The sequence below is a fragment of the Polaromonas sp. P1_F2 genome, from assembly GCF_056405735.1.
Genome location: NZ_JBFUBN010000007.1, coordinates 100,907 through 113,018, shown reverse-complemented (window position 1 = coordinate 113,018; position 12,112 = coordinate 100,907). Strand labels below are relative to the sequence as shown.

Below are 12,112 nucleotides of genomic sequence, written 5' to 3'. Positions count from 1 at the left end.
CCTGAGCGAAACCCAAAATGGGCAATATGTCTTTTAATAACAAGCACTTGGCTGGGCTTTCAGCGGCCAGGTTATACCGCAGGCGCGATGTTATACCGCAGACCTTGCGGTATACATGACGTTAGGCTCACCATGACACTTTCGTCTGTCTTAGTCACTCTTGTGGAGTGGATTGAGGCTCATGCAACGACTGTCGGCCTAGTCAAGTGGGTAGTTGTTGGCCTGCTTGCTTGGGCTCTCGGAGTTTTTCGCTTCTTGCGAGCGAAGCTAAAGAGGCCAACGCTAGAGATTGAGTCATTCACTAGTCGGTGCATCTGGCAAGAAATTGGCGTCGTGGACGGCAACGACCACAACGCCAGAGTCGTATTTCTCCTTGAGGCAGGAATTAACAATCCAACAACAAATCCAATTGTTGTTCGCGACTTCACTCTTAAGGTGAGAAGGCTAAAGGGCTGGCCAGTCCGCAATCATCCGCTGAACGCAGTCACATTGCCTTCTCGCGTGCGGCACAGAATGGGCGACATCACAAGGCTCCTTAAGAATTGGTTCTCGAATTTTTCCGAGGGGTCGGATGACCTAACCCTTGGCGGTCGGATAGAGCCGAGAGACTGCCACTCCGGGTTTTTGCTTTTTGTCTCAGCCTCTTGGGGCTACCTGCGGCCCCTAGTAAAGGACGGCGCCGTCCCCGTAGAACTCCGCGCACGCCTGACGACCGGGGAACGGTTGGTTGCTCGTTCAAACATCGTTCTTATGGCTGATCATGCCGCCTTTGAGGCAATGGTTCCCGGAATACTCAATCATGTCCAAAACAGAAGCACCTGGAACATCATTCGAGCGCAAGCCTAACCCCTCCTTCAAGCGGACGCCTGACGGCGCCGCTTAAGTCAAACGTTAGACATCAGAAAAGACATGCCGTCCCTTGCGTCCGTCTACGAAAAATTCGGTGAAGTCGCTGAGGCGGCGCAACTGCTTGAAACCCAGGTCGGCAATGCCCTGTTGGCCTTCGCTGTGACTGAGCATGGGCTGGTCGAGCGCAGGAACTTGGCACTAGCGCGCAAGGTATTCACCGAGATTGACCGCAAGACGCTCGGGCAGTTAATTTCAAACTTCAAGGTCAAGAGCACTATCCCAGTTGATCTCGAGCAACTTCTTGCGTCGGCGCTCCAAGAGAGGAATCGGCTCAATCACGCCTTCTACAGAGAGCACAACTTTCGCCGAAACTCGGAAGAGGGGAGGACCACAATGCTGGAGGACCTCGAAGTCATGCACGAGCGCATCATTGCGGCTTACGTAGCTTTGCTCCGTGCCGACGGGTTTGATCTCGAGCAAGAGCGTGCGGCTGCTTTGCCCATGAAGCACCTCCCGCTGGCAGTGAAAAGGGGTTCTGATGTCTAACAAGTCGGCCAACACGGATCCACACCTGCACAAGGCGGCTTCGCCGCAAGGGGTGTGGTCCGGTTGCCTCCAGCGTTAGAACCCACCGGCATCCTATGCTCATTCGCCAGCTCAATCTGAGCAGTGCTTCCACTCTGCAAAAAATCCGCGGCGTGGTGGATATCGAAGGAACGTTGGGGCGGCCAGCGGAGCGCCAACGTGCGCTCACGACCGAGTTCATTGAGAACCAACTTCGCGCGCCATTTGAGACCTTCGGCGCCTTTGTCTCCGACGAGTTGGTTGGATCTGCCTCACTGTGTCGAATGCCAGAAAGTCCGATTGACCCGGAGTTGATAAATTGGTTTGGTCTTTCAGCGGTCATTGTTCATCCAGACTTCCGTGGACAAGGGCTCGGAAGGGCGCTAGTACGCGAGTGCTTGTCGCGTGCCGAACAGCAGGGTGGGAAGGGCATGTTGCTTGAGGTGAATGTTCCAAATCCTGCGAAGGCGCTGTACCATTCTCTCGGCTTCGAGGTGTGGAACGTCTACGAAGGTGTATACCAGCGCAATGGCCAGCGTATTGACCAGGTTTCAATGAAGAAATTGCTAAATGTGGTCTAACCGATCGTTCGAGCTGACGCTCTTCGGCAAGCCTGAGTCCGCAGCTCAACTTCAACGTTATCCCCATGAAGTGCGATCGGCTAGTCGAGGCAGAAGCAAATCATCTGGATTTGTGATTTCTGTTGGAGCCAGGCGCTCAACATACTCGCGAAAAGTACCGGTTGGAGTTTCAGGGTCCGAGTCAGACTTAGCTGTTTCTTTCTTACAGGGAATGTGAGCCTGACACTAGCACGGCCATAAATGGCTGGAAAGTCAGAAAGTAACTGTCAAGACTTCCGCCCTTTGGACGCCAGTGATTTATCTCGCCGAAATTCCCAAGGTGGTGTGGGATCGGCATCGCGCCAGATCCCGATTTTCTGAAAGCGTGCAGCTTCCTCCGCACGGGCATAAGTCAGTCGATCTTCTGGCTGCTGTTCTTTTTCGTAGGCCTTGTAATGCCAAGCCATCCCGGCCTTGACCTGCTCCAGGTTGGCATCGATGCCTCCCACCGTGATTTTCCCCACCAGGCGGCCGTAGCGGTCAGATTTGTTGTATTCGACCTCGACCTCGCGATTAAAAATCCTGGCTGACAGGGATTCTTTGGAGGCGTTGCCAAAAAACTGATGTTTTTCCGGGGCGTCGATGCCGGAAAGTCTGATCTTGTGCTGCGCTTTCGCACTATCGAGCACAGTGACGGTATCGCCATCAGATATGCCCACCACCACGCCACTCAGCGTGGCAGTCCACGCGACGGTAGACGCCAAGAATAAAAAGCCGGCACTCAGGACTTTCTTTAGCGCGGTCATGGTTGTCGAGTTTTGCATGTGAATGACGGAGCCAGGTAGCTCATGGGTCAAGATCGGACAATGGGAGGTCGGGTGCGTCGTCATGGGCCGGATCAAAACCGTTGACGCGGGCGGCATTGAGACGCGCCGCGCTTCGCATCAGTAGCTTTTCGGTGTTCAGTACAGCCTTTGCGCCTGGTGTCTTGCAGAGCCATCTCTGGGTTGTCGATTGCACCTTGGCCCTGGTGGTCTTTCGCTCGCTCCAGGCGATGGTGCCTTCAATGGTCATACCTAGGCTGTTCATGGCCACGATCCGGGCATAACGCAAAGCCTGTAGCAGTTCCTTGTCGGTGCCGGGCTCCAGGAGCATCGCCACGAGATCGGTTTCGGAGCTAGTGACAAACCGCTTTTTGATAATCAGCTCCCCGCGACATGGCCCGGCCCGCAGTGCGTCTACCGGGTCGCCATGCTTTCCATTGAGTACATAAATATCAAAAATCACTGGATAAGCATACAGTGTTTCTGGTACTATTTCTCTATGGAAACGCTTTTACCTACCCAGTGGATTGCGCAGTTTGCTGAACGCCTGCATGGGCGCTGGAAAACCATTGACCAGGCGGTGCTGGAGGAGGTCGCCATGGACCTGTGGAAGCGCACGGAGTACCGCGTCATGTCGCCCAGCGAGGCTGCCGACCTGTGGTTGAACCCGATATCACAGGGCAGGCCAGGCGACGTTGGCAATCAGACAAAACCTGGAGCTTCTTACGTATGAGGCCGACCGTCGCATCCTTAGTAGATGATGGCTCGTGCGCGCAGGAGCTAGATTTCAGCCGTCGGCCATGAGCAAGCTCGAGTCGCATGGCCAACCCTGCCGCAGCCGCTACTGACGCGTCTAGTCAACCTCAGAGTCGAGGTGCGGTGCATCAGAGAACCTCTTTCAATTTCAGGATGCAGTCCTGCCCAATCAGTCTAGTTGAACCATTCAATCTCTTTACACGGTATGACTTGGGCGTCTTCTTGATGCAGGTCACGCCATTCTCATACTCGATCTCATAGGCACCAGCTGAGAAGACGACATCGTAGGTCTTGCCAATTTCCATCTGGACTCTCCATGTTCAGGCTGAAAGTGAGGTGCTCGCGCGGCGCAGGTTCCGGCCTCTGCAGCACAACTCAACCTTATCAACAAACCATTCGTTATTCAATTGATGCCGGTTCCAGATAGTAAAAATTTCCGAGATGAAGACAAATTCTTCCAAGTATGCTTGTGAGAACATTCAAGGCATCAATTTCTAACCCGTGCGTAAAACAGCTGTCCCCGTTATTAGCGCGCTTATGGCAATCGCTGCCGCGCTCCTCTTCAGCACTGCACTTTTAGGCAGGCCCGTTGGAATATGGGAATTGCTCCTATCTGGGACAGGCGGGCTGATCCTCGCGCTCATTGTCTTGAAGTTCCGTCAGCGCCAGGAACGCAAACATTTGGACTCTATCCGCGATTCAGCTCTTTGGTAATACAGCGCCCTCACATGCCCACTCTTCCGAACCGGAGGCTCCCGCTGGAGCGCAATTTTCCGCCGCGGCTCTCAGAAATAACCGGTTAGCTCAAACTCGAACCTATCCGATGGCGATATGCGTTGAAAAGCGATGAACCAACCGCCGTCTGGATGACTCATGCAGGTTGCGAATCTTGAAAATCTTCGTCGTCGCTGGAAAAGACGGGAGTCAACAGAGAGTCCCTGCTCGGTGAATAGCGAAAGCCGTCCGCTTTCATCTGCAAGAGCTGCTCTTCACTGTAGCCCTTTTTTGCCATCTGTCTCATTACCTCAGGCGTCATCTCGACAGTGTCGAACTGGCCAATGGTCTCTGCCATCCTAATGTCAACCGGCTTGACCTTTTCCAAGACTGGACGCAGCTCAGACAACGGATAGCCACCGATTGCCCTGTCTCCGATCTGCTCATGAGGACTGTCAACGTGGAAGAAATCCCCCATCAGCTCGTACCCGCCATGAAAGCCTATCGCCAAATTCGTTGGATCTTCACTGAGGGTTAGGCCCATTCGCTTGTGGTGCAACACCAAGCACATGGCGACCTGGTCTTGCGCGTCCAAAAGCCAAGCGTCTCCAACGCCAGTGGAGAAGAGCACGAACGGGCCGGCTCCAACCTCGGTGCCGGTCATCACAATCTTGATCTGGCCCGCGAGTTCGGCGGAAATGATCGCCTCACACTCGCGCCGCAACACAGCCAAGCCGACAGCGGCCTTGCCTCGGCCGTTGCATTCGACCACGTGGTGCCAATGATCGTAATCCGCCTGCTTGGCGACCTTGTCCAAGAGCTCGGTGTGCTTACCCCCGAGCTTGCGTTGTAGCTTCTTGGCTTGTTTGCGGAGTTGTTCGACTGTATCGTCGGACGTGAATATATAGCGCATGACAGACTCCTTCTGCACGCGAATCACAGGTGCCCACTGCCAGGATTCGCCTGCAAAGGGAATCAGGGATGGAAAGTTTGAATGGGCGTCCCGTGAGGGTTTGCCGAGGTGGGCAGCGGGCGTAGTCCTAGCGCCTGTTCGAATTTTGCGTCTGAGAAACCCTGGCTGTCAAGCCCGCGCTCGACGAGCTTGCAGCGGTCAAGAGTTCTCTGTCACAACGACACCTCGGGGCCGAGATCGGATTTTGTGAAAATTACCAATCCGATAAGGAGCAGGCGGTGAACGGCTTTGCAACTGTAGTTCTTCATCGTGCCTTTCCCCCTCCGTCCGCCATGGCCCGATAGGGCACTCAACCTACTTCAGAATTCATCGGATTAGACCTCTGCCAGTAGATAACCGAAAAGTTTGAGCTAAGAGACATGCGTAATGAGAACGATAATCGCATCTGAGCTTTCCAGGAACGCACATCAATCGAGAGGTAAATATGGCCGGCGGTCACGCGACATTTGGGGGAGTAACCTTCCAAAGCGAAGTTGGCGCATGGATGGCCGCATTGGTTCTCACCGAACGTGCAGCGCCATCAATCGGGCCAGGAGTTCCAGTCTCACTTCAACTCGAAGCAGTCTCTGCCGTTGACGATGTGATTGTTAAAACCGACCTGCTTGGTGGATGGTTCATCAACGTAAAAACTGAAGTGACCGTCTCCAAAGGAGTTGATTCGCAGCTTTCGAGCGTAGTGGATCAATTTGTGAGGCAGTGGATACTCGGATGGCCCGATGACACCAATGAGCAGCGGCAATTTCGACGAGCCGATGCCTCTCGCGACAGACTCGTCTTGGTACTCAAAGAAGGCCGTAGCCGAAATTTCATCGAGTCAATTACACCTGTTCTGCAGCGAATCACGGATAACGCCGACGGTAATCACCTCAATCAAATAGCTCACACCAATACCGAAAGATCTGTTCTTGAAGCACTCCAGTCGCTGATTGAGCATCATTGGCAAAGGCAAGTTGGCAGCCAAATCTCAGCGCAGGAGCTCAGACAGTTCCTCTCGATCATAAAAGTGATTCCTTTCGCATTGGTAAATGCAACAAGGACTTCGCTAGAAGTGCTCCTCTCAGAAGTTGTTCCGTCGGAAAGCTCATCCGCCGCCGTGGATGCTCTCGTCCAGGTGTGCGCCGCTTACGCAACAAATCGTTCAGGTGGAACCGCACCCGCCCTTCGAGCCGAATTGCGTGCAAGGAGTATTCCAACCAAGGGACTGCCGAAATATCAAAGCGACATTGCGAGACTGCAGAGTATCTCTAAGCGAACTCTTGATGACATCGCTCACTATGGCTTTATCAACATAGCCGATGACAATAGCGCAGTTGGGGGATTGATAGTACTAAAGCGAGATTGCATTGAAGCATTAGCAGCAGCCGCCAAGACCAGGTCTTTTTTACTGATTGGCGACCCCGGTTCAGGAAAATCGGGCGCCCTGCAAGCCGCCGCGCGCAAACTGGCCAGCGACGGGCATCCCGTGGTAGTGCTCGCGGTGGATCAGCTTCTCACTAGCTCCTCTTTAGAGCTTCTTCGTGCCGAGTTGGGGTTAACAAATCCCGTGTGTGATGTCCTAGCTGAATGGGAATCAGACATTACACCAATCCTTCTAATTGACGCCTTAGATGCGAGTCGAGGAGGTGGATCGGAAGCCGCGATTAGCCAATTGTTGCGAGAGATTAAAAGGCGCGCGCCACATTGGAACGTAATTGCTTCCATCCGGAAATTCGATCTCCGTTACGGAGCTAAATTTCAAGGAATTTTCGAGGGTGATGCAGTCGATAAGAATTTTGTTGACCCAGAATTCAAGCAGATTTCTCACCTCAATGTGCCTCAGCTTACTGATGCCGAAATATCCCAAGTTTGCCTGGACTGGCCGAAGCTCCAACAAGTACTTAACGCCAGCGGGCAAGCGTTCAGGAGTCTTCTTAGAAGTCCCTTCAATCTCTACTTACTCGCGCAAATTCTTCGAAGCGCCACCGCCGCGGAGAACTCCGCAAAAACGCAACTTGATCTGCTGAGGCAATATTGGCGGCGCAGAGTGGAAGGCTCAGATGCGGAAGGTTCGCTTAGAAATTTTGCTGTTCTGAGTCGCCTCGTCGATGCGATGCTTAGAGATCGGCGCCTCACATCAAATAGATCAGAAGTACCTAGCACCGAGCTTGGCGATCTCGCCAGGATGCTTCATGAAGGTGTGCTCTATCAGCCAACCGGAACACAGCGGGTGGCCTTCGCACACCACATGCTGTTCGATTTCTCGCTTGCGAAGTTAAGACTTCTCTCGGATGGACCAACCTCCATAAATAAGGAGCTTGCTAAAAGCTCGGAGGACATGCTGCTGGTAGCTCCTGCAGCAATACTAGCCTTTCGAATGACCTGGGAAGATGACAACACACGGTCCGTATTTTGGGCAGTTGCCACTGATCTCGCTAACGATCTTAATACCGGTGCGTTTATCCGAGCGTTGCCGGCAAAGGTTGCAGTGGAGTCGGCTCAAACATTACGTGATGTTGAGGTCGTAATAGAGTCGTTGCGAGACGCGTCGAAAGCGCGCGCCGCGACCTTTCTACTCAAGCACATGTTTGGGGTAATACTGGCTCGCATTATTCCGGACGTGCCCAGATACGGAAGCGAGAGCGATCCTTGGGGCCAGATCGCGCAGGCTGTATGTCAATCGGCAATCCAGACGTTTATCTGGCCAATAAATGCGATCATTTCTCAGTGGTCGGAAAACGCACATCTACTCACGCATAGTCAGCTCACCCAACTAAATGTCTGCGCAAGGCTTTTACTAGATCATCAGACAGAAACTATCGATTTCTACAATGAAGGAGCGGTCTCCGCCGCGATCAGCGGAATAGTAGCGAGCTTTTCGACGAACCCTTCTGCATCCTCAACCAGTCTACGAAGATTGCTCGTCCCAGACCGCGTGGCGGCACGCGGTCATAAAGAGCTGTTTTGGCTGGCAAGCAACTTTCGAAAGCTAGCAGTCCAAGACGCTCAGCTGGCAGCGGACTTTCTTATTTCCGCTTACTTAACGCCCCTGCCCTCGGCAGACGAGACGACATCTATTGGCTCTAGCAGAATAATGAGCCTGACTTCCAACAAGCGGCAGGACTTCCAGGGCGTTCTCCACATGCTCCATAAATGCATCGGTTGGTTCCTGCTATCTGCACCTAATGTGGCGGGAAAGGCCTTACGAGATGTCCTCGATACCGTGATTCCTACCGAAAGTGGTATTACCGAGCGACATGTTGAAAGTGCGGCTATCGGTGGTAGATCTGTCAATATTCTTCGCGACCATAGTTGCGTGTGGTGGAATGAAGACGCCCGTCACCATGAGGGACGGGCTGCGCTTCTAGATGAGCTGTCTACCGCATTGAAGGAGTCGCAGGCAAATCCTAATAAGGTAGTGTTTACGACGCTCACAGAAATCTTTCTGAGAGACGACGTCTGGTCAGCTGTGGTTTCAGCTTTTCTAAAAGCACTTCGCTCAGATAAGTTACTTGATTTAGCCCTGACAACCGACCTACTGGCATCGGACGCGGTGCTGACAATGGTGGATACGTCGTACCAAGCGGGCGAGCTTCTCAAAAGCGCATTCCCACAGCTATCACCGCAACAACGAACCCGGATCGAGAGCGCAATACTCCTCGTAGAGGACGATCATCGGAAGACCGTTCTAGCTGGCTGTCTTCAGATATCTCTTTTAGAGAATGCGAAACTTCGGGCATATGTGGCCGAGCGGGCGGCACATGACGAGCTCTCGGTCAATCGCCCTGCGTTCTCCTTGACTACAGGCTGGGGCGCGCCCGAGGACAATTGGTGGCTAAAAAGTGAAGGAGTGGATCTCAACGATCCCATCGTAATAAAACTCCTCAATGCAGCAGAGTTGGTATCAATCAAAGATATCCCGCAAAACGACGATGAAGCACTTGAATGGCTAAAGCCGAGATGGCCTCTGGCGTTGAACTTGATCGAACTCCTAGACGCCAACGTCGAGATTCATCATCAGCTGAGAAACCAGGTTGCAGATGCAGTGGCAGAGACCTGCTTGCAGATCTGCAATCGCTGTGAAAGTTCGGAGCAGATAAACAATTTTCAGAACCTTCGGGCGTCTATAGAAAGATGCCTCCGGGGCGACCTGGCCCCAGCCCTAGAAATTGATGAGGAAACTGAGGAGCAGTTCGCGAAGTCGGCCTCATGGGGTCGCCCCGCCGCGCGCATCCCTGCTGCCGGGGCATTGATGGCATTCATAAGGGCTAATGGGTCTGCGTCACCAAGAGATTTTGAAGAAGTGGTTCGCTTGGCTCGAGACCCGGCAGTTGCCATCAGACACACAATTTTGTCGCGGGCGAATGCAGTTTGCATCGCCTCCCCCGAGCTTGCTCGAGCGCTGGCTTCCATTGCTTTTGATGAAGAGAGGAACGAGGGGGTTTTAACGTTCTTTCTGGGCGCGTTCCAGAAGTACATGGGAAGAGACGTCGAGTGGGAGGCTTCGAAGATTCTAGATCTCGAGGCAAGTCTGCCAGCGAATGCTAAGTTGGGCAGAGACTCACTAATGGCACAACTTGTCGGATTGATTCTTCGGCTTTGGCTTACCTGGGATATTGGTGACGCGGAGAAGCGAATTTTCGTATGGGCCAACAGTCCCCTTGAGTTTAGCTCTCGCGTAACCGAGCTAATTGGTGACTTGAGAAATCTAGTAACTCTTGGTGATATTGAAGCGCCATCGTCTAGAGATAGCATGGCTCGCGCAAAGGGTGTTCGCCTCTTTGAGGCGATCATTTCTAATTTGAGTGCACTTCACCAAGGGATGATTCGCTTGGCAAAAGATGGCGACGAAGTGGGGGCCCCTCTTACCGAGGTAACGAGACTTCTCGATTCGGCTGCGCATCAGCTCTATTTCGGCTCCGGCGCATACGCGCTTTCAAATACGAATGACAAGGACGAGAATGCGACGAGCGTGGAGGTACGAAAGCGCTTCATACGAGAGTATCTTCCCTCTCTCAGAATTCTTGCCCATGTCCCTTATCCCTCGGTAACTCATCCCGTGCTGGAAACCGTTGAGGCTCTTGTGCAAGATGGCCCAGCAGAAGCACTAGAGATATTTTTTCGAGCTACTCGCGTCGGCGGTCAGGACGGTGGTTACGTTTTTGAGAGTCTTGGAGCTGATCTTGTAGTGAAGATGGCACGGCGGTTCCTTGCGGACTATCCCGCCATGCTGAGCAATGATGCGGATAATCGTCGTGGGATGGTCGAGGTTCTAGATCTGTTTGCCGACAAGGGATGGCCTGAGGCGCGAAAACTTGTCTATGAGCTTCCGGAGATGCTCCGATGAGTCGGTCTGGGGCGCTTGCATTTCACAATGAGCTGCGGCGTCTCAACACCCATCTTTTGGGCGATTTTCTTCCGCGATTGACTGCGGACTACGAAGTAGCATCAGGTCTGCCGGCGGGCAGCCTTTCCATGCGCGGCAAAGAGCTAGTTAATGAAGCTCAAGTCCGAAGATATATCCTCGATCCGGTACTTAATTGTTTGGGCTGGGATGTAAACACTCCGACTCGCGCTCTTGTAGAGGCACCCGCCGAGTCAAACGAAGCCGGCGCACATCGGCGTTTTCTGGATTATTTTGGCCGATCAACCGATGAGAGTGCATCGGCATCTTTGCTCATTGTCGAAGCTAAAAGGCTGTCGCTCGATATTCCCTCGCATGATCCAGGAATCAGCTCCAAGGATGCAGTGCTCGCAGCTCTTCGAACCTATAGGAACTCAATCTCGGACGTGTCGGTCGAGTGGAAAAAAATATTTGATGCCGCCACCGACTATGTGAATCGACTCATCGACGCGTCTAGCGCCGGTCCGCCCAAACGATTTATGCTGACCAATGGAAGTTGGTATATCGTTTTTCTGAATCCCGTTCGAACTTTGGCCAACCAGGTGATTGACCAAGGAGATATCCTTGTTGCCAAAGACACCGACGATGCCTGTTCAATGGCACAGGAGCTATACGAGAACTTGTCGTACGAAGCTCTTTGTGAAGTGGTTCCACGGCAGTCCTGCACGGATCTTCTCCGATTTATAAAAACCACTGGTAATCCTCTTTCAGTGTCATTGGCGGTGGAAGTCAGTACAGGAGATGTCGGGGTCAAGCCGATGATGAGTATGACGGTGGTGGCTAACGTACTTGTCCCGAGCGGCAGCTGGGTGCGATTTGGGCAAAACCCCGACACTGAAGATCCGGTCTATTTAATCAAGGAAGCGGAGATGCCGGCACATATGGCAGAACTTAAGCGACGTGCCGATGCTCTGCTTACTAGTCTCGAGGGACAACATCCCATCGCAGTGGTGGATGCCGCAAATTATGAAAGCACAAGAGGCGCCAGGGTGCCGACGTTTCCTGCAACGGTGCTATTGAGCAAGGACGGGATGAACAGGTATGTCCTGCATCTCGGCAACAGCGCGGAACCCTTGCTGCAGTCAACAGATTTCGACTCGTGTCCGTTTCATGCTCACGCAAATTCTCATGCGGCCGGCCTTGCCATCCCCGAGACGCCCATTTTGAGACCTAGCAGCACACCGTCAGCGTACTTCCCGAACGGATCCGTGTACCACTGCTCCCATCGAACGGTGCACTCAATCCGAGAGGACAGGTGCCCAATCAGAGCGCTCGAAGACTTCTTATGTTGCCGAAAATGCTCCTTGCAGACCCGCTGTTGGCCAACGGGATTCGATAGCTTCCCTTGCCAAGCCAATACCGAGAATACGTAGTACGCAAAATCATGCATCAACTCAGCGACGACGACAGAAGACTACTACTGGATCTATTTCAGTTCCAGGGCGTGCTGCGAGACGTCGACCCCTCAAGATTCCGTCTTCGTCATGAGGAG

At 53.1% G+C, this 12,112-nt stretch carries 9 protein-coding genes; 6 read left to right on the top strand and 3 right to left on the bottom strand.

The genetic code is table 11. The features are described 5' to 3' along the window. Positions 1 to 132: 132 nt before the first annotated feature. The 3 genes from AC1D0O_RS15435 to AC1D0O_RS15425 all read left to right on the top strand — a co-directional run bounded on the left by AC1D0O_RS15435 (position 133) and on the right by AC1D0O_RS15425 (position 1,994). On the top strand, positions 133 to 846 hold the full coding sequence (locus AC1D0O_RS15435) for a hypothetical protein (RefSeq protein ID WP_477654388.1): 714 nt from the start codon (positions 133 to 135) through the stop codon (positions 844 to 846). A gap of 63 nt (positions 847 to 909) precedes the next feature. Further along, positions 910 to 1,395, top strand: a complete 486-nt coding sequence (locus AC1D0O_RS15430; RefSeq protein WP_477654387.1) for a hypothetical protein — start codon at positions 910 to 912, stop codon at positions 1,393 to 1,395. A gap of 95 nt (positions 1,396 to 1,490) precedes the next feature. Then, on the top strand, positions 1,491 to 1,994 hold the full coding sequence (locus AC1D0O_RS15425; RefSeq protein WP_477654386.1) for an N-acetyltransferase family protein: 504 nt from the start codon (positions 1,491 to 1,493) through the stop codon (positions 1,992 to 1,994). Between the two features lie 266 nt (positions 1,995 to 2,260). Here AC1D0O_RS15425 and AC1D0O_RS15420 read toward each other — a convergent pair whose 3' ends face one another. Both AC1D0O_RS15420 and AC1D0O_RS15415 read right to left on the bottom strand, forming a co-directional pair. Beyond that, positions 2,261 to 2,797, bottom strand: a complete 537-nt coding sequence (locus tag AC1D0O_RS15420; RefSeq protein WP_477654385.1) for a thermonuclease family protein — start codon at positions 2,795 to 2,797, stop codon at positions 2,261 to 2,263. Positions 2,798 to 2,819: 22 nt separating this feature from the next. Next, the gene (locus tag AC1D0O_RS15415; RefSeq protein WP_477654384.1) at positions 2,820 to 3,260 is read right to left on the bottom strand and encodes a hypothetical protein; all 441 of its coding nucleotides are present in this window, start codon (positions 3,258 to 3,260) and stop codon (positions 2,820 to 2,822) included. A 36-nt stretch (positions 3,261 to 3,296) separates the two neighbouring features. Between AC1D0O_RS15415 and AC1D0O_RS15410 the strand changes: the two genes are divergently transcribed. Further along, the gene (locus tag AC1D0O_RS15410; RefSeq protein ID WP_477654383.1) at positions 3,297 to 3,530 is read left to right on the top strand and encodes a hypothetical protein; all 234 of its coding nucleotides are present in this window, start codon (positions 3,297 to 3,299) and stop codon (positions 3,528 to 3,530) included. Positions 3,531 to 4,424: 894 nt separating this feature from the next. Here the strand turns inward: AC1D0O_RS15410 and AC1D0O_RS15405 are convergent. After that, positions 4,425 to 5,180: a hypothetical protein gene (locus AC1D0O_RS15405; protein ID WP_477654382.1), complete on the bottom strand. Its 756-nt coding sequence runs from the start codon at positions 5,178 to 5,180 to the stop codon at positions 4,425 to 4,427. Between the two features lie 484 nt (positions 5,181 to 5,664). Here AC1D0O_RS15405 and AC1D0O_RS15400 point away from each other — a divergent pair, with 484 nt between their 5' ends. Both AC1D0O_RS15400 and AC1D0O_RS15395 read left to right on the top strand, forming a co-directional pair. Continuing rightward, positions 5,665 to 10,563, top strand: coding sequence for an NACHT domain-containing protein (locus AC1D0O_RS15400; protein ID WP_477654381.1), 4,899 nt, complete (start codon positions 5,665 to 5,667; stop codon positions 10,561 to 10,563). Between the two features lie 56 nt (positions 10,564 to 10,619). Continuing rightward, complete coding sequence (locus tag AC1D0O_RS15395; RefSeq protein ID WP_477654380.1) at positions 10,620 to 11,993, top strand: hypothetical protein; 1,374 nt, start codon at positions 10,620 to 10,622, stop codon at positions 11,991 to 11,993. The last annotated feature ends 119 nt before the right edge of the window (positions 11,994 to 12,112 follow it).

Bases quoted from the DNA above. Each gene is read 5' to 3' on its own strand.
- AC1D0O_RS15410 (WP_477654383.1), top strand. From the start codon at position 3,297: ATGGAAACGCTTTTACCTACCCAGTGGATTGCGCAGTTTGCTGAACGC.
- AC1D0O_RS15420 (WP_477654385.1), bottom strand. From the start codon at position 2,797: ATGCAAAACTCGACAACCATGACCGCGCTAAAGAAAGTCCTGAGTGCC.
- AC1D0O_RS15425 (WP_477654386.1), top strand. From the start codon at position 1,491: ATGCTCATTCGCCAGCTCAATCTGAGCAGTGCTTCCACTCTGCAAAAA.
- AC1D0O_RS15400 (WP_477654381.1), top strand. From the start codon at position 5,665: ATGGCCGGCGGTCACGCGACATTTGGGGGAGTAACCTTCCAAAGCGAA.
- AC1D0O_RS15435 (WP_477654388.1), top strand. From the start codon at position 133: ATGACACTTTCGTCTGTCTTAGTCACTCTTGTGGAGTGGATTGAGGCT.
- AC1D0O_RS15405 (WP_477654382.1), bottom strand. From the start codon at position 5,180: ATGCGCTATATATTCACGTCCGACGATACAGTCGAACAACTCCGCAAA.
- AC1D0O_RS15430 (WP_477654387.1), top strand. From the start codon at position 910: ATGCCGTCCCTTGCGTCCGTCTACGAAAAATTCGGTGAAGTCGCTGAG.